Origin of the sequence: Pseudomonas sp. MIL9 (genome assembly GCF_016887925.1) — a bacterium.
Taxonomy (GTDB): domain Bacteria; phylum Pseudomonadota; class Gammaproteobacteria; order Pseudomonadales; family Pseudomonadaceae; genus Aquipseudomonas; species Aquipseudomonas mohnii.
Map to the genome: position 1 here is coordinate 39,904 of NZ_JAFEHE010000028.1, position 23,059 is coordinate 62,962.

The following is a 23,059-nucleotide window of genomic DNA, read 5'->3' on the forward strand; positions in this document are numbered from 1 at the left end:
GCCGCGCTTAGAGGTGCAGCCAGGCCAGTGAACCCAACATGACGCCAACACCGGCGGCCCCAAACGAGACCCGCTTGAGCCATTCCTTGCGCGTCAGCAAGGTAATGGCCGCCAGCGAAATGGCGATCTGGATTGCCGTCATCGCCTGGGCCCAGCGATGATGCTGATGCAGCACCCGCTCTGACTTTTCGTCCCACTCGCGCGCCCCTTGCTCGAGCGCTTCGGCCTTCTTGCGCGCCTCCTCTTTCTGCTCCCCGTAGCGCCGCGCCTCAGCGGCGTAGTGGGCGGAATCCAGCCCTGGGAGATGGCTCGCCAGCTCCGACAGGTTCTGCCGGCTGGACTTGGCCTGGTAGTAATTCCACTCGTTGGCGGCTTCGGTCTTCTGGATGGCGGCGTTGTTTTTGTCCATGGCCGCCTCACTCTCCGTTGAGCCGGCCTGATAACTCATCATGGCGCCGACGGTCGCCATGATCGCCGTCATCACCGCAATCTTGCTGGCAAAGCCGTCGCCTTGTACGTGCGCATGATGGGTGGCGTGCTCGATATGCTGCTCGTGTGGACTGGGAACTTCGAACTCTTCAGGCATGGGTGTCGATCTAGGAGGAGTGAGTGGCGGTGGACAGGCAGTCTAAAGCAGACATCATGTGTCTAGTAGATCCAGCGAGGGGCTTTCGGGCGGACGCTTACTGTCCGGGGTCTGGCCAGAAGGTTTTAGAAAATGCGTAAGCGACGGGCTTGAAACCGGAAGCAGGCTGCAGCTTCCGCTTCCCGGATGCTGATAGTTCAGTTGGAAGAGTTATTCAGCTGCTGAAGCTCAAGTTGCTTGGCAGCACTGGCTTCGAGGTTTGCACGCTCTTCATCCAGATACCGATAAATGCTTTGGAAGTCGGCGATTTTCTTTTTGATTTCTGCCATCTTCTTTTCAATTAACTTAGCGCCGTCAGCACAATCGATCAGCTTGTTGCGCTGCGCATCCAGAATCTCGCCTATTTCCCCCAGGGAAAACCCCATGCTTTGCGCGCGCTGGATAAAGACCAGATCCTGCAGAGTTTGCGCTGTGTAAACGCGATAGTTGTTAGTTCCCCGCAGCGCTGAGATCAGGCCGATTTGCTCGTAGTAACGCAGCGTATGGCGGCTGGCACCGCTGCGGGCCTCGAGTTCGCCGATTTTCATGAAAACACCGCTTGACTATAGAGTTGGGTCGATAGTTTACGCTTGATTTCTCACCTTAACCAGGAGCAGGAAATGAGCGTGGAGTGCTTTGTCACGGGGGGTACCGGCTTCATCGGTCAACATTTGGTGGCGCACCTGAGTGCAAAAGGTCACACCATTCGGGTGTTGATGCGTCGCCCAGAGCGACTGGCTACACTGCGGGAGCAAGTCGACAATTTGGGAGGGAATGCAACCCGGGTATTTGCCGTCGCTGGCGATCTGGAACGGGACAACCTCGGGCTCAGTCTTGCTGACCGAGCAGTGCTAAGGCACGCCAGCGTCATATTCCACCTGGGCGCCCACTTCGCCTGGGGGCTTTCAGTGGAGCATTCTCGTGCGGTGAATGTAGAAGGGGCAAAGCGCGTGGCGCTGTTGGCGGCTGAGCAAAAAAGCCGGTTAGTGATGATCGGCGGCTACATGCTGAAAAATCATGAACATCTGCAACGCATCGGGATTGATCCTCGTTATCCGGAGCTGACGAATTGGCCCGCCGTCTACCGGCATGTCGGTGGTTACGAGGGGAGCAAGCTGGAGGCGCATTTTGCGACCCTGGAGGTCATGGCCGCCAAGGGCGGGGAGATGACCGTTGTCCACCCCGCGACGGTTTGTGGCCACAGCCGCACCGGGCATATCCTTGACGGTCAGCCGCTGGTGGAGCTGATACGCAACCTTGCACAGGGAAAGCTGACTGCCGTGCCCGGTACCGCCGAGCACTGGCTACCGCTGGTTACCGTGGATCACCTGGTTGAACTGATGGCGGTTTGTGCCTTTGATCCTGCCATGGTGGGTCAGGAACTGCTGGCGCTAGATGACCAGACTCCCAACTTGCGAGAACTCCTGGTACAGGTGGCGCAACCTTTGGGCTTAAAGTCTCCCAAGCATTACATTTCGCTGCGTTTTCTGAAGTTGCTACTGAGTATTCCTCCCGTCGCGCGTTTTTTGAATTCAAAACCCGAAGCCTTGGACTTTATCCAGACCACTCGTTTTGATACAGCGGCGGTCGAGCAATTTGCCAACAGGCATGGAATAGCCAAACCGGATATACGCCAGTCTTTGCAGCACACTGCAATGTTCGTCAACTCGTATTGCATGGCGAAGGGCAAGGCCTGCTGACCCTTCTTGGGGGCGACAAAGCCGTTAGCCTAGATTTAATTGGACTTACCTAAGGTAAGTCATGCAGATTCATGCCGGAATAAATACCGGGATTGGCGGGATCTTCGTATCCTCAAACTTTGCGCCGTCGATGCAGGGCGGCATTCTATCGAACGACAATTCAGCGACAGGGATCGTCATCCATGCAATCTACTTTCAGCAAAGGCGTCATATTTGCACTCTCCGCTGCGGCACTGAACGCAACGATCGGTGTACTCAGCAAAGTACTCATGAGCAATGGTTTCACCGCCAGCAGTGTCGCTGTCATCAAGACCGTACTGGGTTGCGTGCTTCTCTCGATCTTACTGTTTTTCCTCAAGCGCCCGGCGACGTCGACCAAATGGACTCAGGCGGCTATCTGCGCATTCCTTGGCATCTTTGTGCTGTTCCATTTCGAAACGTCCGCCTATCGACACTACGCCGCGGCAGGTGTGGTGGTGGTGCTGATGGCCAGTGCCTCAATTTCCTCGATCCTTCTGGGGCGCATTTTCCTCAAGGATGCCATCACCGCGAACGCCACCGTTGGCGCCGCACTGGCTATCGCCGGGATCTCGGTGATCTTCGGCGGCGACCTGCAGCAGGGCTTTACCCTGCAAGGTGCTGCGCTCGCCTGCATGGCCGGCTGCGGCTATGGGGCCTTTTCGGTTGCCATGAAGCGAATGGGTGTGTCGGGGGGGCTGCACTTCACCCGACAATTGTTGTTCTTTGGCAGCCTGTACCTGCTGATGCCGGCTGCGGCCGATGGTTTCGCGATGGGCGAGCTGTCGCCGCTGGCGATCGCCGCGCTGCTGGCGCTGGCCACGCTGCCGACAATCCTGGGCTTCTTCTGCACCACCAAGGCCATCGAGTATCTCAAGCCATCCCAAGTGCAAGCGCTGGAGCTGACCGAGCCACTGTTCGCCGCACTGCTGGCGTTTGTGGCGCTCAATGAAGTACCGCGCGAAAGCCTGTACGCGGGAGCGGCACTGATCATCGTCGGCCTGTGTTTCTCCAATGAACTGATCCGCTTGGGCAGCAAAGCATCCGTCACTTCGACCGAGTGAGCTATTTTCGGATCCTGATTACTTTAACAATCAGTGGTTTTTAAGTGTTTTGAGCGGCAGACTGCTCCTGGCCGATTTCTGCCCATCGTGACAGGAAGAAATCGGCCAAGAATGGTCACCGGGATGCGCCGGGAAAACGTGTTGATTTAACGGGCATCAGGAATGACCGTGTGTGCCGACGCGATGGCTGATATCTTTGCCGCGCTCCAAATCGCGTCCAATCGACGCTGACCCCATCAAGGAAGATAAAAACAATGAAAATATTATTCATCGCTTCGCTAGGAATTTTATCGCTGACTCAAACATCACTATCCTTCGCGGATAATGCTAATGGAAAAAATCTCTATCTACAGCGATGCAGCATGTGCCACGGAATGGATCTCAAAGCAACAGGACCGCTGGCTAATAAAAGCAATCCGTCTACACCCGATCTAACAACGTCCGCTTTCAAAAAACGATTAACTGATTATCCGGGCGTGATTGTATCTTCGATAATACTTCGCCCAAATGGCGACTTAATTCCAAGAACCTTGCGTGAGAATGGAGTAAAGCTATCGCCGCACTCATGGAGCGTTAAGGATTTGCGCGATTTAAATCAATACATGGGTGGTGTGATTTCACAAAATCGATGACCTTTGAAGTGCCTGGTCCTGTGCTAACACCTTTCCCTGATCCAGCTCCGGCCCGTAGTTTACTGGCTGTGGCCGGATGTTGTCCTGGTGTTCACGGTGTTAATGCAGAGTCCCTCAGCGGCACCGCGACAGGCAGAAAGCGGCCAGAAGCGGACGTCCAGCCCACCACTTTTCTTCAGGCAGAAGCTGCCAACAGGAAGGCAATCTTGAAAAGGATTTAAACTCGCCTGGCGGTGTCCCAGACGTCAACATACGGAAATAGATTCGTGCAGATTCATATTATCTACACCCGAACGGTCATGTTGCTCTCCAAGCATCCTTACCAATCATGGAGAGAAATTCAAAATCAGTACCCTGACTACATGACATCGCTCGGCCCTTGGGAAGAAGATACGGTCATCGAATACCTTGCAGATGAATACCCAGAACTTTCCCCGCATCCGCAAGAGCAAGTCAATGCGTTCATAGCGGATACTCAAGAGGCAAGAGTGCTTACTTTTGCCGCGTAAATCGTCTTAGCGACCATTCTCAGAAGCTCACCCTCGACGTCCGCTCTGGGTCGATCAGCACTTCGTGTCAGGCAGCAAACAGCCAGAAGCTACCGATCGGACCCGCCACCGCTTCGTCTGGAGCAACTTATTCAGTGGATCTTTCTCCACTGATCATTGCTCATCGCCAGGCGAAACCCGAGATGAGACATGGCGTTCACAGGATCCGCACCCTGCCGGGCACTGGTGCGAAAGCTCGTGCAGTAACTGTCGCTACAGAGAAATGATCCACCCCGAACCACACGCTGCGGTGCATGGGCCGTGGGCCCGAGAGCGGGGTCATAGCTTTCGGCCGGCCCCGCTGGATTAAGCGCCACTTCATCCGCCGATCGTCGTTTGAGTTCAACTTCAAATGCATCGGAACGATACCAGTCGGCGACCCACTGCCAAACGTTCCCGGACATGTCGTACAGCCCATAGGCATTGGATTTGTAGCTGCCTACCGGTTTGGTGCCGATCTTGAATTTATTGCTTGAGCCGGTCACTGGAAACGGTTGTACCTCATCCCAGGTGTTGGCCATTTTTTGGCCTCCCGGCGTGAAATCATTGCCCCATGCGTACTCCGCTTGTTCCAGTCCGCCTCTTGCCGCGTATTCCCATTCAGCCTCGGTCAGCAGACGTTTATGTGCCCACTGTGCGTAAGCCTTTGCATCTTCATAAGAAACCTGGACGACCGGGTGGTTTTCCTTGCCCTCGATGGTGCTGTCCGGGCCCAACGGATGACGCCAGTTCGCCCCGGGTACAAATGCCCACCACTGGCTGAAATCATCCAGCGGGATGGGTCGGTCGCTACCGGTGAAAACCATTGCGCCAGGTACCATCACACTGTCGTCTGGCTCTGGAGTACTCGCGGGTAGCTGTACTTTCAAATCGTCCCATACAGGCTTGCGTTCGGCCGTGGTGATGTAGTGCGTTTGCGCGATGAAACGGGCGAAATCGGCATTAGTGACATCATGGCGATCAATCCAGAAACCATCGACCCTGACCTTGTGGGCTGGCCCCTCGCTGGGCTTCGCCTTCTTGCTGTCGCTGCCCATCAAGAATTCACCGGCAGGCATCCAGACCATCTCCCGAGGGCCATTTTTTCCATCGCCCAGGGTCATCGGCGATGGATCACGCATGTGCTGATAAACCGCAAACGCCACGCCGACGGACAAGAGTCCGACGGCTGCGATGGCAATGCCCCAGCGTCTGTTCTTGATCTGCATCGATGCATTCCCGGGTTTCCCGAACTGCAAGGATTGTGCGGCGGATGGTTGACTGAGCACACCTGGAAAAATTGATTGAGTTGATAAAAATCAACAACCGCAAAACAAACACGGCCCACTTTTAACTGCCCACGCTTCTTACCCGAGCGACCACCGACTTGCAGCACTGTGTTCCCTACAGGAGCCCAATGATGAACCCTCTGTGCTCAGCCCCCGCAAGGCGAACGGCCTGCCTCCTGCTGCTATGCCTTATCCTCGGGATCGACACCCATAACCCTCAGGCGGATCAATTCGATGGTCCCCCTGGCGGAACCAGCTCCACTCGAGTGATTTCCGGAGACCAGCTGCCGGCGCCCGACGTACCGTTCGCGGGCACGATCACGGACATTGCGCAAAGCTCCAAACCCTACTGGCCAGCGACCATCGTGCCGCCCAAGGGCGCGCCGAATGTGCTGCTGATCATCACCGATGACGCCGGCTACGGGGTATCCAGCACCTTTGGCGGGGTGATCCCGACGCCAGCCATGGATCGCATTGCTGCCAGCGGCCTGCGCTACACCCAATTCAACTCCACCGCGCTGTGCTCACCGACCCGCGCGGCACTCATTACCGGACGCAACCACCACTCAGTCGGTTTCGGGACTGTTTCCGAAACGGCCACCGGTTATCCCGGCTATGACAGCATCATCGAAAAAAACACCTCGACGATCGGCCGCATTTTGCAAGATAACGGTTACCACACCTCCTGGTTCGGCAAGGATCACAACACCCCCGCCTTCCAGGCCAGCCAGGCCGGGCCCTTCGGTCAATGGCCAACCGGCATGGGTTTTGAGTACTTCTATGGCTTTATCGGTGGCGATACCAATCAGTGGCAGCCCAACCTGTTTCGCAATACCACCCAAATCTATCCATTCGAGGGCAAGCCTGGCTGGAACCTGACCACGGCAATGGCCGACGATGCGATCGACTACATGCAGCGCATGAACGCCCTGACCCCGGACCGTCCATTCTTTGTCTACTACGCACCCGGCGGCACCCACGCGCCCCATAACGCTACGCAGGAGTGGATCAAGAAGATCAGCGACATGCACCTCTTCGATGGCGGCTGGAACCAGCTGCGCGAGACCATCTTTGCCAACCAGAAAAAGCTCGGTGTGATTCCGCCGGATACCAGACTGACCCCTTGGCCCAACGATCTGTTGCCCGCCTGGGACAGCCTGAGCGCCGACCAGAAGAAGCTGTATATCCGCCAGGTCGAGGTGTTCGCCGCTTACGAGGCCTATACCGACCACGAGATCGGCCGCGTGATCCAGTCCATCGAGGACATGGGCAAACTGGACAACACCCTGATCATCTATATCACCGGCGACAATGGCACCAGCGCTGAAGGGCAGATGTTCGGCACACCTAATGAAGTCGCCATGTTCAACGGCGTGCAAATACCGGTCGAGTTGCAACTGAAGAAATACTATGACGCCTGGGGCAGCGACCAGACCTACAACCACATGGCGGCTGGTTGGGCCTGGGCCTTTGATGTGCCCTTTACATGGGTCAAGCAGATCGCTTCGCACCTGGGTGGCGTGCGTCAGGGCATGGCCATTTCCTGGCCCGCGCGGATCACTGACAAGGGTGGCATCCGTACCCAGTTCCACCACGTCATCGACGTTGTGCCAACCATCCTGGAGGCTACCGGCATCAGTGCGCCGAACAGGGTCGATGGGATTGCCCAGAAGCCCATCGAAGGCAACAGCCTGCTTTACACCTTCGACAAGGCAAACGCCCAGACGCCCTCTGCCCACAAGACTCAATACTTCGAAATGCTCGGCGACCACGCGCTCTACCACGACGGCTGGATGGCCAGTACCAAAGTGGTGCGGGCACCCTGGAATATGACCGCCAAAGCCTCCGATCCCATGCAGATGCAATGGGAGCTGTACAACCTGAACGAGGACTACTCACAGTCCACCGATCTGGCGTTGCAGAACCCGGAGAAACTGAAGCAACTGCAGGCCATGTTCATGGATGAAGCCCGCAAATATCAGGTACTGCCGCTCGACACTTCAGTGCTGCCGCGGATGATATCGCCAAGGCCGAGCATTACGGCCGGGCGCAACGTGTTCACCTGGGCACATCCTCTGACGGGCACACCCAATGGTGATGCGCCGAGCGTGCTGAATACCTCCTACGCCTTCACAGCCGAGGTGGAAGTTGGCGATAACGGTGCCGAAGGCATGTTGATCACCCAGGGCGGACGTTTCGCTGGCTATGGCTTCTACCTGCTCAAGAGCAAACCGGTGTTCCTGTGGAACCTGATCGATCTGGAGCGGGTACGCTGGGCGGGCGCCGACGCGCTCACACCGGGCAAACATGTGCTGGAGTTCGACTTCAAGTATGACGGCCTTGGCGCTGCAACGCTGGCGTTCAACAGTTTTTCGGGCGTCGGTCTCGGCGGCATGGGCACGCTCAAGGTGGATGGCAAGGTGGTGGACCAACACAAAATGGAGCACAGTCTTCCCTTCACCCTGGCCTGGGATGAAAGCCTGGATATCGGATCTGACACCCTCACCGGGGTCAACGACGCTGACTATATGCCGCCCTTCACTTTCACCGGCAAGCTGAACAGACTGACGCTGAAGATTGACCGCCCCGAGCTGAGCCAGGCCGATATCGAGAAACTGAAGCAGGCCCGGCAAGCCATTGAGAGCGGCAAAGAGTAAGGCATGAATTCAATATACGGGGTGATTCAGGTTGCACGTGCGCCGACGAACCTGGGGGGCCCCTCAATTGAACGAATTCATCCCTGACGCCGTGCGGTTGTCGCACATCTTTGCACAAGCCACTGCCCCTACGTTTTTCCTCGGTGCAATAGCGGCGTTCGTCTCGTTAATGACTTCGAGGTTATCAGCTGTCATTGAACGTACACGGGTACTCAATGCGATCCCCGAAGACGATCTGAGGCGTGCGCACCTCAAGGCCGATCTGGAGCGATTGCGGCGGCGGGCTGAATTGTTGAACGCCGGCATCCTGTCATCTTTACGTGGCGGACTGTGCGCCACCTTGCTGCTCGCCATCATCTTCTTGACCGAGTTCATCGGCTTCAAGTACGCCTATGGTGCCGGTCTACTGTTCGTCGTTGCCACCTACTTCCTCGGTGTGGGTCTGTATCGATTCGCCCAAGAGGCAAAAACCAGTGTCAGTTCGGCGGATGAACACCTTTAGCCGATTCAAATGTCACCTGCCAGGTCCTCAAAGATCGATACAGCAAAACGCGTTGGGCAGGTGACCAAACCTGCCCAACGCAATACGACCTGACCAGACCTTCGTGAATCACCTACCCTAATGTGTTCAAGCACACCACCTTGGGCTGGGTCATTTCCTCATAGGCAAAACGCACCCCTTCCCTCCCCAGGCTGCCGTACTTCGAACCGCCAAACGGCATCGCATCGAAGCGGTAGTCGGAAGAGTCATTGATCATCACCCCTCCGGCTTCGATCCTCCGTGCGGCGCTCATCGCCGTCGCCAGGTCATTGGTGAAGATCCCCGCATGCAAGCTGTATTCGGGTTCGTTGGCCAGATCGATGGCTTCGTCGAACGATTCAAAGCACTGCAAGACCACCACCGGAGCGAACACTTCATTGCGCCAGAGTCGACTGGAATGGTCGACGTTTTCCAGTACAGTCGCCGCGTAGCACGATCCCTGGCGTCGATGACCGCACAGTAAAGTCGCGCCCGCTTGCAACGCCTCATTCACGACTTGCTCGGCATTCTGTGCCGCTTGCGCCGTAATCATCGGCCCGATATCGGTATCGGCCAGCATCGGGTCGCCGGTTACAAGCGCTCGGGCCTGGCTGACGAAACGCTCCCGGAAGGCTTCATAAATCGATGCCTGAATCAGCAAGCGCTGAGTGCCTACGCAATTCTGCCCCGCCGCCCAGAAGGCGCCGGACAGGCAACTCTCGACGGCGGCTTCAAGGTCGCAATCACCCATGACGATCACCGGCGCATTGCCGCCCAGGTCCATGGCCAGTTTCTTCAAGCCGGCCGTGCGGGCGATCTGCTCCCCGGTGACAAAGCCGCCGGTGAAGGAAATCATCCGCACTTCACGGGAGGCGACCAACGCCTTGCCCAGTTCCGCACCGCCGGTGGCGACTGTCACCACTGTTTCCGGCAAACCTGCCGCGACCAGACAGGACACCAGCTTGATGGCCGACAACGGCGCGAGCTCCGACGGCTTGAGAATCACCGCATTACCGCCCGCGATGGCCGGACCGAGTTTGTGTGCCACCAGATTCAACGGATCGTTGTACGGCGTGATCGCAACGATCAGGCCCAAGGGCTCGCGAGAAAACCAGCCCTGACGCGATTCGGAGCCTTCATACGCGTCGAAAGGCACCACTTCGCCGGCATTGCGCTTGGCCTCCTCGGCCGACAACTTCAGGGTGTTGATGCAGCGCTTGACCTCTTTTTCCGCCTGTTTGAGGGTCTTTCCGGCTTCGGCGACGATCAGCCTGGCAAACGCCCCGGCGTCACGCTCGATGTTCATGGCCGCTTGTTCGAGAATGCGTGCCCGACGATGACGCGCCAGCGCGGCGCAAGCCCGGGCACCCTGACGCCCGCGCTCCAGCAATTGCGGAACCTGCGATGCGCAGACATTGGTTACGCTGCCAATGACGGCGCCGTCAAAGGGGTTCAAGACTTCAATGGGCGGCTCCACGATATCCAGGGCCAGGCGCGATAGTTTCACAGGCTTACTCCTGGTTGTGTGCACGGGATTGATGGATGCTGATGATGTCCGACAGCAACGCGAACGCTGTTTCCGTGCGACCGGCTCCCGGCCCCGAAACCGTCACGGCGCCAAGCAGCCCGGTGGTAAAAGACACGGCATTGGTCGCGCCGCAGACACTGGCCAACGGATGATCGTTGCTCAACAGACGTGGTTCGACACTGGCGCTGACCGAGCCATCGGCATGACGTTTGGCCGCACCGATCAGCTTCCAGCGAGCGCCGTCCTGCCGGGCCTGTTCGATGTCGCCAAGGCTGAGGGACGAAATGCCGCTGCAGGTAACGTCGTTGACCGTGAGCCTGGCGTCCAGCAGTTCGTTGGCCAGGATCACCACCTTGAGGCGCACGTCATGCCCCTCGACATCGGCAGTCGGGTCGGCTTCGGCGTAACCCAGTTCCTGCGCCTTGGCGACGGCCTCCGCGAACCCGAGACCACCTTCCATGGAGGTGAGAACGAAGTTGGATGTGCCGTTGAGAATCCCCTCGAAACCGACCATGGAACTGCCCGCCAGCGCCTGCCTGGCCAGGCGAATGACTGGCGTGCCACTCATCACCGAACCTTCGTATTCGAAGGCGACGTTGTTGCGTCGGGCCAGTGCCTTGAGCTCGCTACCGTGCAAGGCAATGGGCCCCTTGTTGGTGGTGACGACATGCTTGCCACCCTCGAGCGCCCAACGGCAGAACGAAGTCGCCGGTTCACCATCCACCGGGTTGGTAAAGGTGGCTTCAACAATGATGTCCGCTCCCGAATCCTTGATCACCGCTTCATTGAGGGCGTTGACTTCACCACCCGCCAGCTGCGCCAAGGCACCGTTGGCGGCTGGCAATCGGGCCAGCACGCCGGCGTCCAATCCTTCACGGCCAACGACCGAACCGAGAAAAAGGTCGGTCACGCCAACAATTTTCAGGGTGAAACCCAGCTCGGTTTTCCACCGTTCGTTACGTTCGGCAATCAGCTGAGCCAACGCCCGGTTAACACCGCCAAAGCCAACCAGCGCCAATTTGTATTCAGTCATTTTGTTATGCCCCCTGATCCGGGTGATGGGTTGTTGAGCACTAGGTTAGGGGTCGGGCCAGGGCAGTGAAATAGGCCAAATTGCTCTATTTTGTGGGCGTTTTGACCAGCGCCGGAGCAAAGTTTCAGGCATGAAGAAGGATCTTCACGCGATCCCGGGAAACACCGAAAACGCAATACCTGTAGGAGCCAGCCTGCTGGCGAAGGACTCCAGTGCGCCGCGTTTATCCAGCTCATACGCGTAATCGTTAACGACCATCGCCAGCAGGCTGGCTCCCACACGGGAATGTACCCAGGCACAGGTAACGCAATCCTGTAGGAGCGAGCCGGCTCCGGGCGGCGTTCCGACGATGGACTCCAGTGCGCCGCGTTTATCCAGGCCATACGCGTAATCGTTAACGACCATCGCTGCGATGCGGCGACCCGACAAGCCAGCTCCCACAGGGGGCGGTGCCCTGGCATAGCTCACGCAATCCCTGTAGGAGCGAGCCGGCTCCGGGCGGCGTTCCGACGATGGACTCCAGTGCGCCACGTTTATCCAGGTCATACGCGTAATCGTTAACGACCATCGCCAGCAGGCTGGCTCCCACACGGGAATGTACCCAGGCACAGGTAACGCAATCCTGTAGGAGCGAGCCGGCTCCGGGCGGCGTTCCGACGATGGACTCCAGTGCGCCGCGTTTATCCAGGCCATAAGCGTGATCGTTAACGACCATCGCCAGCAGGCTGGCTCCCACACGGGAATGTACCCAGGCACAGGTAACGCAATCCTGTAGGAGCGAGCCGGCTCCGGGCGGCGTTCCGACGATGGACTCCAGTGCGCCGCGTTTATCCAGGCCATACGCGTAATCGTTAACGACCATCGCCAGCAGGCTGGCTCCTACAAAAATGAAGCGACCTCCAAATCAATGAAGGCATAAAAAAAGCCAACGCAGGTTGGCTTTTGGCAGCACGCAAAACGGGCTATACGACTGACGACAATACGAAGGACGTCACGGTGTTTTCCACGCCAGGCAATGCGGCAATTTCAGTCCAGACCTTGTGCACCCGTTGCGGGCTCGACGCGCCGACTCGCAGCATCAAGTCGAACTCGCCGCTCATCACATCGCACTGGAGGACCTCCGGAATTTCCCGCAGCGCTTGCAGCACTTCTGCGCCGCGCATCCGGTCGTAGCGGTACACGAAAATCACCGCGTTGATGTCCGAGGCGGCCTGTCGCCCCTCGCCGGTTTTCACCGTATAGCCCTGTATGACACCGTCCCGTTCAAGTCGCTCGATACGCTGACGCACGGCGTTGCGCGACAGGTTGACCTTGGCCGCCAACTCGGCGTGTGCAGCCCTGGCATTGAGCCGTAGCTGCGCGATGATGTGCTCATCGAGAGGGTCCAGAATTCGCTTCACTTGGCCTCCTGTTACCGCGTCGTCACAGCGCGTTCAGCAGCGCATGAATGGTATCGAGGTCGTCCGGCTCAATCCGGTGAAGCTGCACATGGCCCTGTGCCGCGACCTCGCGTTGCGGCACCGCCAGACTGATGCCCAGTTCACCCAACAGCGCCGCTGACTTGGCCGGTGAGATTTCCCCCAGGGTCACCATCGGCGCGACCAGGCTTCGACGATACAACCTGGCCGCCAGGACGCCGGTGGCGGTATGCGGGTCGATGACGTAACCGGTGTCGCGATACAGCGAGGTGATTTCCTTCAGCGTCTGCTCATCACTGACCGCGTAGGAGTCGATGATCATCCGCGCCTGCAACCAGAACTCTTTGGCGATGACCATCTCGCCGCTGGACTCGAAACCCGCCATCAGGGCACTTACCGCCTGATCGTCATGCCCGTAGAGTTCCCACACAAAACGTTCCAGATTGGCAAAAACCGACAGGTCCATGGCCGGCGACAACGTCTTGTTGGCGCGCGATCGGCTGTAGTGGTTCTTTTGAAACAACTGATGCAACGCGTCATTCTGGTTGGTCGCCACGATCAGCTGGGTGATCGGCAGACCCATTTTCTGCGCGATGTAGCCGGCATACACCTCGGCAAAACTCGCGGCTGGCACGCTGAAACCGATCGGTCGTTGACCGCCTCCCAGTTGCAGCACCGCGTGGAAATAAAACACCAGTTGCGCCAGCACACTGACCCAATTGCTGGAGTTGAAACTGATCGCCTCGTGCTGCGCATAGGACCACTGTCGCAACAGCCGCGTGACAATGCTCTGGCACTCGTCGAAGCTGCCATTGACGGCAAACTGATGAACCCTCGGGTGTGCCACGGCCTGCAGATGCCGGAGTTGGTCCTGGGGCACGCCCGCCTCGGGGTAAAACACCATCACGGTGGTTTCTTCGCAGTGCTTGAACGCTTCGATGGCCGCCAGCCCGGTATCGCCGTTGGTGGCACCGATCACCACCCCGCTACGCCCGCGTTTACGCAGAAAGTGCTGCACCAGCCGTGCCTGCAACTGAGCAGCGAAATCCTTCGAAGAGCGAGTCGGCCCGTGGAACAACTCCAACACCCACTCGTTACGATCGACCTGATGCAAAGGTGCCAGGGAGCGATGACTGAACTGGCTGCCGGCCTCTTTCAACAGGCGCTTGAGGTCAGCCTCGGCGATCGCCTCACCCACAAACGGGCTGATCACTCTGTAGGCCAGCTCGTCATAGGACAAGGTCGACCAATTGGCAATGTCCTGTGATTCAAACAGCGGCAATTGGAGCGGTACGAACAGCCCTCCATCCTCGGCGACTCCCGACAACACGACCTTTTCGAAATCGACCTGCACGGCCGAATTCCGGGTACTCACATAACGCATGGTTGGCTCCGGCGATTTATTTGAAACGATGGGCCTGCTCGACCAGCCAGGTGGAAAATATCGCCGCGTCGGGGTGCTGCTCGGCCCCGGAATCGCGCACGAGGTAAAAAGACTCGCTGGCGTCGATACGCTGGGTAAAGGGTTCGACCAATCGCCCATCCCGAAGCATGTCATCGACCATCGAGGACCGCGCCAGGGCAATCCCCTGCCCCAGCTCGGCCATGCGCAGGGTAGAAATCAACGTGTCGAATTGCATGCCGGTCGAGAAGTCGACGCTGTGCGCGCCGACCATGTTCAACCAGTAGCCCCAACCCTCCTCGTAACCCAGCACATGCAACAGCGGATGGTTCGATACGTCCGCAGGGACGATCAGCGGTGACTTCGCCATCAGGCCCGGCGAACAGACCGGGAACAGCGTGTCCCAGGTCAGTCGCTGCGACACCAGCCCAGGCCATTGACCGTGGCCCCAGCGAATCTCCATGTCGTCTTCGCCATCCAGCTCCTTGACCCAGATATTGCTGATGTAGCGGATATCCACATGGGGATGCACCTGGCTGAACGCCTGCAGTTTGGGCGCCAGCCAGTGCACGAAAAACGCCAGGCTGCCGCGCACCTTGATCGGCCGGCGTTTGTGTTGACCAAAAATTTCGTTGGTCCCCACGGCCAGTCGCGTGATCGCGTCCTGCACCACCGGCAGATATGCCTGGCCTTCCTCCGACAGTCCCAGGCCACGGGGCAGGCGCTTGAAAAGTGCAACCCCAAGGTGGCTTTCCAGTTGGCGGATCTGCTGGCTCACGGCGCCCTGGGTCAAACACAGTTCTTCGGCGGCATGGGTGAAGTTCAAACAGCGGGCAGACACCTCGAATGCCCGCAGCCAGTTCAGTGGGGGTAACGTCTTTTGCTTCATGGCTTGAACCTCTTGGACGCCCCCTCCACCGAGCACGCTTGCCCATCCCGTCGACGCTGGCTAGAACGCATCGGACGGTTGTGCCAAGGGGGCAGCCGACAAGCGTCGCTCGCGGCTTTTGCGCGTAATGTAATACACGAAGTAGCACCAGGCGATGAAGGGCAAACCGAAGTACAACGCCACCCGTTGCTCAGGATCGAAAGCAATCCCGACACACGCCAGACTGCAGCAGACCAGCGCGCCCAACGGCACCCACGGATAGCCCCGGACGCGGAATTTCAGGTCGCGGATATCACCGCCATTGGCCACATAGTGACGGCGGAAAGCAATCTGGCTCGCCGCGATACTCATCCACACCACCACGACCGCCAACCCGGAGATCGACACCAGCGCCAGATAGATGGTATCGGCCGCAAACACGCTACTGAGCAACGAAGCAGCGCCACCGGCCATGCTGACGATAATCGCGTTGAGCGGCGTGCCCATGCGGGTCAGGGCCGAGAACTGCTTGGGCAGGTGCCCCTGGTCACTCAGCGTCCAGAGCATCCGCGACGCGGCGTACAACCCGGAGTTGGCGGCCGACAGCAAGGCACTGATGATCACGAAGTTCATGATGTCGGCCGAGTATGGAATCCCGATGTAGGTAAACACCGTCACGAATGGACTCTCTACCAGACCGGCCTGTTCACGGGGCAACAGGGTCGCCAGAACGAAAATGGTCCCCACGAAAAAGATCGCCAGGCGCAGCACGGTCGTGCGAATGGCACGCGGCACGTTGCGCTGTGGATCTTTGGTTTCCCCGGCGGCAATACCAATCAATTCAGTGCCGGAGAAGGCAAAGGAGACAGCCAGTAATGTCATTGCGATCGGCATGAACCCGGTAGGGAAAAGCCCTTCACGGGTAAAGTTGCTCAAGCCGATACTGTGGCCTTGCTCAATGTGCAACAGACCGAGAATGGCGCCACCGCCAATCATCAAGAACACGATCACGGTCACCACTTTAACCAGCGACAACCAGAACTCGGTCTCGGCAAACAGGCGAACCGAAACCACATTGGTCAGAAACACCATAACTGCAAATAACGCGCTCCAGATCCATACAGGCGTTTCCGGGAACCAGCGCACCATTAAAATACCGGCGGCGGTGAACTCGGAACCGATGGCCACCGTCCAGGTCAGCCAATACAACCAGGCCACCGTATACCCGGTACCCGGCCCGAGAAACCGGGTGGCGTACGTACTGAACGAACCGGTTTCCGGCATCTGCACCGCCAGCTCGCCCAGGCACATCATCACCATGTAAACCATGAGTGCGCCGATGATGTAAGCAATCACCGCGCCCAGGGGACCGGCCTGGTTGACCGTATACCCGGACGTGAGAAACAGCCCGGTACCAATGACGCCGCCTAATGCCAGCATGACAATATGGCGGGTCTGCATTTCCTGTTTAAAACCCGAGCGCGTATCAAGTTGTTGTTCTTTTATGGACATGGTTGTTCTCATGAAAGTTATTAGGGCACGAATTAACGTCTGCTACGACTAACAGGGCAGAGTAAAAAAAGTCGCCACTAGGTTTTATTATTATTCCACTTCATGAACTCCCCACTTAAATCCTTGCAGTGAGGCATTAACGTTAAATCTTCAACCTGCTATCCCTGCACACGTTTCATTGATTGAAAGTTGAGTGTTTTCCTGTACCGCTGAGTTGCCCGAACTTCTGACAAAGGCAAAAGCCTGTTTAAGGTCGTCGAGCAGGTCGTCGGTGTCCTCGATGCCGACAGAAATCCGCACCAATCCTTCGGAGATACCCAGGGCCAGTCGCTCCTCCAGCGTGTTCTCCACATGACTGGTGGTCCGGGCCGGGCCATAGATGGTTTCCACCGCACCGAGATTGCCTGCGCAGTGGGCGAAACGCAGGCGTGGCAAGAGCACCTTGACCGTGTCCATGCCGCCCATCACGACAAAGCTGACGATTGCACCAAAGCCGGACATCTGCGCGCACGCCACCGCGTGATTCGGGTGGCCGGGCAAGCCGGGATAATTGACCGACTCCACCAACGGTTCGGTGCACAGGTACTCCGCCAGGGCCCGGGCACTGCGTTGCTGCTGACGCATGCGCAGCACCAGGGTTTTCATCCCGCGAATGATCATGTAGGCGGAGAACGGGTCGAGCGTTGCACCGTTGATTTCCCGGTAGTGACGCACCTTGGCCATCAGCCCTTCGCTGCCGCACACCAGGCCGCCCAGCACGTCGCCGTGCCCGCTGAGAAACTTGGTCGCACTGTGAATGACCACGTCCACACCCAGCGCCAGCGGGTTCTGGTTCAACGGCGTGGCGAACGTGTTATCCGCCACCACAACGGCACCGACACGCTTGGCAGCAGCCACCAGGCGCTGGATGTCCAATACTTTGAGGGTCGGGTTGGTGGGTGTTTCCAGGTACACCAGTTGGCAACCCTTGGCGATTTCGCGTTCGATTTCTTCGTGATCGAACGTCTCGCACAACGTCACCTCCACACCGGTACGCGGCAGGAACTCTTCGAAAATCTTGTTGGTGCCGCCATAGCTGTCCTTGGTCGACACGACCCGATCGCCATGGGCCAGGAAGGTGTAGAGCACACTGCTGATCGCCGCCATTCCGCTACTGAACGCCACGGCAGACTCGGCCATTTCCAACTCGCGAATTTTTGCCTCGAGGGTCTCGACCGTCGGGTTGCCCATGCGGCTGTAAATGAAGCCCGGTGCCTTGCCCAAAGCGACGTCGTACCAGACGTCGATGTCGTCGTAACCATATGCAGCACTGACGACGATCGGGGTTTGAGTGGCATTGTAGGGATGCCTGACTTGCTCTCCGCCCCACACTGCGCGGGTCCCCGAACCCGCATTTACCAACGCCGCGCTGCCTGGTTTTTTATTCATAAAGACTACTCGCACTGAGGGCGGCGAATGTTGAGTCACTCACCGGATCTGGCGGCCAATATATTGAAAAGCCGCGCCCCCGAGAAACGATGTTATCGGTGCCTGAGGGCTGCTTTTTTTAATGGCTGCCTGGCGTGGGGGCAGACACGTTGCCGCTCAATAATCCGGAAACTCATCCCGATAACACACGGGCGAACTGGAGCCTGCAGACCGATCAAGCGCCTCTTCCAGCCATTGGGCGAGGACGACCGCATGGTTTTGCAATGGGTCTTTGGCGGTGAAAACCAGGGTCAGCGTGCTTGTCTCGGCCAATGGCAGCAGCGCCCACCAATGCGCCGGCTGCGCCGCCAATGCTTGCCGATACACCGCCGCAAACTGCACAAAATCCAGCTCGCCGGCAGTGAACCGCTTGTGCAGATCAATCGCGGGGGCAAGGTCGGGCAGCCAGGCGTGCAACGAAGCCGGGGCCTTGGGCCAATTGTGCGGCCATAGCCGATCGACCAGGACTCGTCGTCCATCGTCGGCGGCGACAGGCTCGTCGACAGGCTTGCACTGGATCATCAGCGTTTACCCCCTCCATTCCCGCGGGCTCACCCCGGTCTTGCGCCGAAACGCCCGGGCCAGAGCCGAGGGGCTTTCATAACCGACCTCTTCGGCGATCAGGGCAATGGGCTTGCCCTCGCGCAAGCGCTTCTGCGCCAGGCTGATGCGCCAACTCACCAGATAATCCACCGGCGTCTGCCCGACCACCCGCCGGAAATGCTCGGCGAAACTGGCCCGCGACATGTTGGCCGCCACCGACAGTTCCGCCACGCTCCAGGCCTTGCCGGGGGCTTCGTGCATAAGGTTCAGGGGGCGTGCCAGACGCGAATCGGCGAGACCGGCCATCATGCCCGGCTGTTGATTGCGGCTGCTCAGAATGTGCCGCAGCAACAGAATCACCAGCAGCTCGAACAAGCGGTCCATGACTGCTTCACGCCCGCAGGTGCCGTCAAAAGCCTCGTTGAACAGCCATTCCAGGGTACTGGCCAGGGTCGGGATTTCATCGAGTTTCAGCACCATGTAATCCGGCAATGCGCCGGCCAGGGCATTGCCGGAGCCGCCATCGAAGTTCAGCGAGGCACAAACCAACTGCGTGGCCGATGCTTGCGTGGCGGACAAGCGGTGACGGTACGGCCGGGGGAAAAAGATCAGCGTCGGCTCGGTGATCTTCAGCGCTCGCTCATCGGCCAGTTTCAGCACGACCTCCCCGGCCTGCAGCAAATGCAGATGACCGCACGACTGGCTGCCATCGAAAGCCGAGGTGCCGCAAAACGTGCCGCTGTGAAAGGTGCCGGCATTGACGCCGAAATGCGTGAGCAAGGTGGACAAGCGATCCATGGGGGGCTCCCGAAGGCAGTTCTGGACGATCTGTTGCATATCGTCGACGATTTGCACCCAATAGACCAGCCCAGATCTTTAGCATGAACTCCGTACCCAGCGCCTGTCGCGCTAGAATCCTCGGAGAATCATCATGACCCGCATTGCCCCTGTCAGCCTCGAACACGCCACCGACGCCACCCGCCCTCTGCTGGAAGGCGTGCAAAAGAAAATCGGCTTCCTGCCCAACGTTTTCAGAGTCCTGGCCCACGCCCCCGCCGTACTCACCTCCTACGTGCAGAACTCGGCGGCATTGGGCAAGACGTCCCTGAGCGCAACGCAAAAGGAAGCGATCTTTCTTGCCACGTCGCAGGTCAACGGTTGCGACTACTGCCTGGCGGCCCACACGCTGTTTGCCGGCAAGGCCGGTCTGTCCAGCCAGGACATCCTGAGCGCCCGTGAAGGCAAGCTCGACGCCTATGCCCTGCTGGCACAGCAAATCACTGAAAGTCGCGGCCATTTGAGCGCCGAACAGATTGCTGCGGCACGCGCCGCCGGTATCGACGACGGCAAGATCATCGAAGTGATTGCCCATGTGGCTTCGCAGACGCTGACCAACTACCTGAACAACGTCGCGCTGACCGATATCGACTTCCCGGCCATCGATGCCTGAGCCAGTTCCAGAGCGGAGAACCGAGCATGAACACTGTGACCCTGTACACCACCGACACCTGCCCTTACTGCCGCAGTGCCAAGTCACTGCTGGCAAGCAAAGGCATCTCCATGCAGGAAATCAACATTCAGACCCAGCCGGGCAAACTCGAAGAAATGCTCAGCCGCAGTGGCCGGCGCAGCGTGCCGCAGATTTTCATCGGCGACACGCATATCGGCGGCTTCGACGACCTGGCCAAACTGGATCGCCAGGGCGGCTTAATGTCGATGCTGGCCTGAGCCTGAACGGTCCAGACCCAACACCAAGCTGTGGCGAGGGAGCTGACTCCTTCGCCACATCCGACCAAACAACGCTCTAACGTGCGCGTCATGGCCTAACCTCATAGGCTAATTGACTCAACACCGGTCGAGCACGCCTATGCGCAATGCCTTGAAGTCCGTGATGTTCATCGTTTTCCTGCTGTTGGCGTCGAGCGGCGCGATGCTGTCGGCGGCGCCCATGCCCGATGTCCCGGGCGCCGGCGCGAGCAGCGCCGTCGCCAGGGTGTCCGACAGCGATCTGGAGGCGCTGCAAGGCCAACTCAACAGCCTCAAACAACAGGTCTCTCAGGTCAGCAATTACAACCAACTGGAAGCCCCGCAAGATTTGGTTCAGGCGCTGATCAAGGAGGCTGATCGCCTGTCGGCACTGTTGTTGCCCGAACAGGTGCAATTACAGTCCCAACTGGGGGTGCTGAGCCCTGCTCCGCTGGCCGAGGCCGCACTGGAGAAGTCCGATATCGCTAGCCAAAGGGCTGTGCTCACCGAACAAAAGAACAAAGTCGATTACAAACTGAAAACCCTGGCGGCGATCAAAGCCAGTGCCGCCGAATTGCTCACCCAGATTGCTGTCATTCGACGCAGCCTGCTGGAAACCGAAGTGACCCAACGCACCCTGAGCATCCTCAATCCCTGGTTTTGGGTCCCGCTATTCAATCCACCTGCCGACGACCGGCAACGGCTGGTCGAGTTCATACAGCAGGCGGGCGACACGCTGCATTCGGTCTGGCAACCGGGCAAGCGCCTTTTGACCAGCGTGCTCGTGATATTCGCCGCGGTCCTGTGGGGCGTCGGCCGTCGGCTCGCCGAACGCGGACTGACCTGGTTGTGCATACACCGCATGCCCGAGGGACGCCTGCGCCGCAGCGCCCTTGCGCTCGCGTCGGTCGTCGCCACGGTGCTGACCGCCGCTATCGCCCTGCGTGTACTGTTTTTTGCCCTCACCCGCGAACTGCCGCTGACACCGCAACTGGCAGGGTTTTCCGAGGAATTCGAAAAAATCGTCTACACCTGCGTGATGATCACCGGATTGAGCCGTGCGCTGTTGTCCACCCAACATCCGTCATGGCGGCTGCCGGCCATTGCCGACGAGGTGGCACTGGCGATCAAACCCTATCCCCGGCGATTGGCTGCCGTCTTGCTGGTGACGGTGTCACTGGCCCAGATGACCAATGCCACCGGCATGAGCACCGAGGTCGTGATCACGGTCCGTGGGTTGGTCGCACTTATCATCTCATCCTTGATCGGTTCGATTCTGTTACGGGTCAACAGAACCCGGCGGGCCATGGTGGTGGCCGGCGCTGCGCCTGAGGCGGGCCGGACGCTGGCTGGCGTGGTGTATGCCTTCGCCAGCATCGCGACCGTGGCCTCGCTGTTCGCCCTGCTCATTGGCTACGTGTCGCTGTCGCGCTTCATCACTTACGAACTGGTCTGGTTGTTCATCATTTTTTCCGGCTTCTATTTGCTGATACAGCTGCTCAAGGACAGCTGCGAATATCTGTTTTCACCTCGGCAACCCACCGGCAAAACGCTCAAGCAGTTGCTCGGCATTGGCGATACGCGCCTGGAACAGATCTCGGTCATTTTGTCTGGCGTCGGCCGCGCCGCGCTGTTGCTGATCGGCTTTATCTCGCTGCTGGTGGGCGGGGTGGGCTCGACCCTCGACCAACTGGCAAACAACATACTGGCGATGCTTGGCGGCGACGGCCTGCGCAAACTGAACATTGTCCCGGCCAATCTGCTGCACGGCCTGCTGGCGCTGCTGATCGGCATCTATCTGGTACGGACCCTGAGCCGCTGGCTGGACAACGAGTTGCTGCCGAAAACGGAAATGGACCCGGGCATGTGCGCCTCACTCAGCACCCTGTTTTCCAACATCGGCTATGCCCTGGTGATCCTGCTCATGCTGTCGTCGCTGGGGGTCAAGTGGACCAACCTGGCGTGGATCGTCAGCGCCTTGTCCGTGGGGATCGGCTTCGGTCTTCAAGAGATCGTGAAGAACTTCGTCTCCGGCCTGATTCTGCTCACCGAACGCCCGGTGAAGGTCGGCGACCTGATCAGCATCAGCGGGGTTGAAGGCGATATCCGCCGGATCAATGTGCGGGCCACCGAAATACAACTGGCCGACCGCTCGATTGTCATCGTGCCGAACTCGCAGCTGATTTCGCAGAACCTGCGCAACGTCACCCTCGGCGGCAGCGCCCAAGGCGTGGCGATACTTGAACTGACCTTCCCGCTGGACATCGACCCGGAGCAGGTGCGCAACTTGCTGTACGACACCTTCTGCGAGCACGAATCCATTCTGGAAAAACCGGCGCCGTTCGTGCGCTTCAGCCAGCTGAAACCCGAAGGCATCACGCTGACGATCACCGGTTACGTCGCCAGCCCGCGCACGGTCGGCTCGATCAAGAGCGAATTGCTGTTTGAAATACTCAAGCGACTGGGCGCCGCCGGGATTGAACTGGCGAAACCGCCACCGACGGCGTGAT

At 58.7% G+C, this 23,059-nt stretch carries 22 protein-coding genes; 9 read left to right on the forward strand and 13 right to left on the reverse strand.

The annotated features are described in order from the left end of the window. Window positions 1-7 precede the first annotated feature (7 nt). Window positions 8-586, reverse strand: coding sequence for a DUF4337 domain-containing protein (locus JQF37_RS26020; protein ID WP_198131866.1), 579 nt, complete (start codon window positions 584-586; stop codon window positions 8-10). A 197-nt stretch (window positions 587-783) separates the two neighbouring features. Further along, on the reverse strand, window positions 784-1,173 hold the full coding sequence (locus JQF37_RS26025) for a MerR family transcriptional regulator (protein ID WP_204149847.1): 390 nt from the start codon (window positions 1,171-1,173) through the stop codon (window positions 784-786). 72 nt (window positions 1,174-1,245) lie between these two features. Between JQF37_RS26025 and JQF37_RS26030 the strand changes: the two genes are divergently transcribed. The 4 genes from JQF37_RS26030 (at window position 1,246) to JQF37_RS26045 (ending at window position 4,548) form a co-directional block, all read left to right on the forward strand. After that, entirely contained in the window at window positions 1,246-2,325 is a 1,080-nt protein-coding gene (locus JQF37_RS26030) for an SDR family oxidoreductase (protein WP_204149848.1), read from the forward strand. Window positions 2,326-2,507: 182 nt separating this feature from the next. After that, the gene (locus JQF37_RS26035) at window positions 2,508-3,407 is read left to right on the forward strand and encodes an EamA family transporter (RefSeq protein WP_204149849.1); all 900 of its coding nucleotides are present in this window, start codon (window positions 2,508-2,510) and stop codon (window positions 3,405-3,407) included. A 254-nt stretch (window positions 3,408-3,661) separates the two neighbouring features. Continuing rightward, entirely contained in the window at window positions 3,662-4,039 is a 378-nt protein-coding gene (locus tag JQF37_RS26040) for a c-type cytochrome (RefSeq protein ID WP_130211616.1), read from the forward strand. 266 nt (window positions 4,040-4,305) lie between these two features. Continuing rightward, window positions 4,306-4,548 carry a hypothetical protein gene (locus tag JQF37_RS26045; RefSeq protein WP_130211615.1) on the forward strand — a complete coding sequence of 81 codons (243 nt, stop codon included), beginning with the start codon at window positions 4,306-4,308 and terminating at the stop codon, window positions 4,546-4,548. Between the two features lie 131 nt (window positions 4,549-4,679). On the opposite strand, the gene JQF37_RS26050 is transcribed toward JQF37_RS26045, so the two are convergent. Continuing rightward, complete coding sequence (locus JQF37_RS26050) at window positions 4,680-5,795, reverse strand: formylglycine-generating enzyme family protein (protein ID WP_130211614.1); 1,116 nt, start codon at window positions 5,793-5,795, stop codon at window positions 4,680-4,682. A 326-nt stretch (window positions 5,796-6,121) separates the two neighbouring features. Here JQF37_RS26050 and JQF37_RS26055 point away from each other — a divergent pair, with 326 nt between their 5' ends. Beyond that, complete coding sequence (locus JQF37_RS26055; RefSeq protein WP_204149850.1) at window positions 6,122-8,512, forward strand: arylsulfatase; 2,391 nt, start codon at window positions 6,122-6,124, stop codon at window positions 8,510-8,512. 67 nt (window positions 8,513-8,579) lie between these two features. Further along, on the forward strand, window positions 8,580-9,014 hold the full coding sequence (locus tag JQF37_RS26060) for a DUF2721 domain-containing protein (RefSeq protein WP_189340536.1): 435 nt from the start codon (window positions 8,580-8,582) through the stop codon (window positions 9,012-9,014). A gap of 112 nt (window positions 9,015-9,126) precedes the next feature. Here the strand turns inward: JQF37_RS26060 and JQF37_RS26065 are convergent, their stop codons facing one another. The 10 genes from JQF37_RS26065 to JQF37_RS26110 form a co-directional block, all read right to left on the reverse strand. Further along, window positions 9,127-10,539, reverse strand: a complete 1,413-nt coding sequence (locus tag JQF37_RS26065; protein WP_130211611.1) for an aldehyde dehydrogenase family protein — start codon at window positions 10,537-10,539, stop codon at window positions 9,127-9,129. A 4-nt stretch (window positions 10,540-10,543) separates the two neighbouring features. Next, window positions 10,544-11,593 (reverse strand): homoserine dehydrogenase, encoded by a 1,050-nt coding sequence (locus JQF37_RS26070; protein WP_130211610.1) that lies wholly within the window; start codon window positions 11,591-11,593, stop codon window positions 10,544-10,546. Between the two features lie 144 nt (window positions 11,594-11,737). Next, a complete protein-coding gene (locus tag JQF37_RS26075; protein WP_204149853.1) occupies window positions 11,738-12,022 on the reverse strand; it encodes a hypothetical protein in 285 nt (94 codons plus the stop codon). Window positions 12,023-12,555: 533 nt separating this feature from the next. After that, a complete protein-coding gene (locus tag JQF37_RS26080; protein WP_130208790.1) occupies window positions 12,556-12,993 on the reverse strand; it encodes an Lrp/AsnC family transcriptional regulator in 438 nt (145 codons plus the stop codon). Between the two features lie 22 nt (window positions 12,994-13,015). Beyond that, complete coding sequence (gene thrC / locus JQF37_RS26085; RefSeq protein WP_130208792.1) at window positions 13,016-14,395, reverse strand: threonine synthase; 1,380 nt, start codon at window positions 14,393-14,395, stop codon at window positions 13,016-13,018. A 16-nt stretch (window positions 14,396-14,411) separates the two neighbouring features. Continuing rightward, window positions 14,412-15,302 (reverse strand): LysR substrate-binding domain-containing protein, encoded by an 891-nt coding sequence (locus JQF37_RS26090; protein WP_130208794.1) that lies wholly within the window; start codon window positions 15,300-15,302, stop codon window positions 14,412-14,414. Between the two features lie 60 nt (window positions 15,303-15,362). Next, on the reverse strand, window positions 15,363-16,793 hold the full coding sequence (locus tag JQF37_RS26095; RefSeq protein ID WP_130208796.1) for an amino acid permease: 1,431 nt from the start codon (window positions 16,791-16,793) through the stop codon (window positions 15,363-15,365). Window positions 16,794-16,943: 150 nt separating this feature from the next. Beyond that, window positions 16,944-18,221, reverse strand: coding sequence for a cystathionine gamma-synthase family protein (locus JQF37_RS26100; protein WP_130208798.1), 1,278 nt, complete (start codon window positions 18,219-18,221; stop codon window positions 16,944-16,946). A gap of 156 nt (window positions 18,222-18,377) precedes the next feature. Beyond that, entirely contained in the window at window positions 18,378-18,782 is a 405-nt protein-coding gene (locus tag JQF37_RS26105; protein WP_130208800.1) for a DUF488 family protein, read from the reverse strand. A gap of 6 nt (window positions 18,783-18,788) precedes the next feature. Continuing rightward, the gene (locus JQF37_RS26110; RefSeq protein ID WP_130208802.1) at window positions 18,789-19,601 is read right to left on the reverse strand and encodes an AraC family transcriptional regulator; all 813 of its coding nucleotides are present in this window, start codon (window positions 19,599-19,601) and stop codon (window positions 18,789-18,791) included. Window positions 19,602-19,734: 133 nt separating this feature from the next. On the opposite strand from JQF37_RS26110, the gene JQF37_RS26115 reads away from it, so the two are divergent. The 3 genes from JQF37_RS26115 to JQF37_RS26125 all read left to right on the forward strand — a co-directional run bounded on the left by JQF37_RS26115 (window position 19,735) and on the right by JQF37_RS26125 (window position 23,058). Then, the gene (locus JQF37_RS26115) at window positions 19,735-20,253 is read left to right on the forward strand and encodes a carboxymuconolactone decarboxylase family protein (protein WP_130208804.1); all 519 of its coding nucleotides are present in this window, start codon (window positions 19,735-19,737) and stop codon (window positions 20,251-20,253) included. A 26-nt stretch (window positions 20,254-20,279) separates the two neighbouring features. Then, window positions 20,280-20,531 (forward strand): glutaredoxin 3, encoded by a 252-nt coding sequence (grxC, locus tag JQF37_RS26120; protein ID WP_130208806.1) that lies wholly within the window; start codon window positions 20,280-20,282, stop codon window positions 20,529-20,531. 139 nt (window positions 20,532-20,670) lie between these two features. Then, entirely contained in the window at window positions 20,671-23,058 is a 2,388-nt protein-coding gene (locus JQF37_RS26125) for a DUF3772 domain-containing protein (RefSeq protein WP_130208808.1), read from the forward strand. Window position 23,059: the final 1 nt, after the last annotated feature.

What these genes read in the sequence shown, in the direction of transcription:
- JQF37_RS26090 (WP_130208794.1), bottom strand. Translation starts at nt 15,302, where the DNA reads ATGAAGCAAAAGACGTTACCCCCACTGAACTGGCTGCGGGCATTCGAG.
- JQF37_RS26115 (WP_130208804.1), top strand. Translation starts at nt 19,735, where the DNA reads ATGACCCGCATTGCCCCTGTCAGCCTCGAACACGCCACCGACGCCACC.
- JQF37_RS26030 (WP_204149848.1), top strand. Translation starts at nt 1,246, where the DNA reads ATGAGCGTGGAGTGCTTTGTCACGGGGGGTACCGGCTTCATCGGTCAA.
- JQF37_RS26040 (WP_130211616.1), top strand. Translation starts at nt 3,662, where the DNA reads ATGAAAATATTATTCATCGCTTCGCTAGGAATTTTATCGCTGACTCAA.
- JQF37_RS26050 (WP_130211614.1), bottom strand. Translation starts at nt 5,795, where the DNA reads ATGCAGATCAAGAACAGACGCTGGGGCATTGCCATCGCAGCCGTCGGA.
- JQF37_RS26070 (WP_130211610.1), bottom strand. Translation starts at nt 11,593, where the DNA reads ATGACTGAATACAAATTGGCGCTGGTTGGCTTTGGCGGTGTTAACCGG.
- JQF37_RS26095 (WP_130208796.1), bottom strand. Translation starts at nt 16,793, where the DNA reads ATGTCCATAAAAGAACAACAACTTGATACGCGCTCGGGTTTTAAACAG.
- JQF37_RS26035 (WP_204149849.1), top strand. Translation starts at nt 2,508, where the DNA reads ATGCAATCTACTTTCAGCAAAGGCGTCATATTTGCACTCTCCGCTGCG.
- JQF37_RS26105 (WP_130208800.1), bottom strand. Translation starts at nt 18,782, where the DNA reads ATGATCCAGTGCAAGCCTGTCGACGAGCCTGTCGCCGCCGACGATGGA.
- JQF37_RS26020 (WP_198131866.1), bottom strand. Translation starts at nt 586, where the DNA reads ATGCCTGAAGAGTTCGAAGTTCCCAGTCCACACGAGCAGCATATCGAG.
- grxC (WP_130208806.1), top strand. Translation starts at nt 20,280, where the DNA reads ATGAACACTGTGACCCTGTACACCACCGACACCTGCCCTTACTGCCGC.
- thrC (WP_130208792.1), bottom strand. Translation starts at nt 14,395, where the DNA reads ATGCGTTATGTGAGTACCCGGAATTCGGCCGTGCAGGTCGATTTCGAA.
- JQF37_RS26125 (WP_130208808.1), top strand. Translation starts at nt 20,671, where the DNA reads ATGCGCAATGCCTTGAAGTCCGTGATGTTCATCGTTTTCCTGCTGTTG.
- JQF37_RS26100 (WP_130208798.1), bottom strand. Translation starts at nt 18,221, where the DNA reads ATGAATAAAAAACCAGGCAGCGCGGCGTTGGTAAATGCGGGTTCGGGG.
- JQF37_RS26110 (WP_130208802.1), bottom strand. Translation starts at nt 19,601, where the DNA reads ATGGATCGCTTGTCCACCTTGCTCACGCATTTCGGCGTCAATGCCGGC.
- JQF37_RS26025 (WP_204149847.1), bottom strand. Translation starts at nt 1,173, where the DNA reads ATGAAAATCGGCGAACTCGAGGCCCGCAGCGGTGCCAGCCGCCATACG.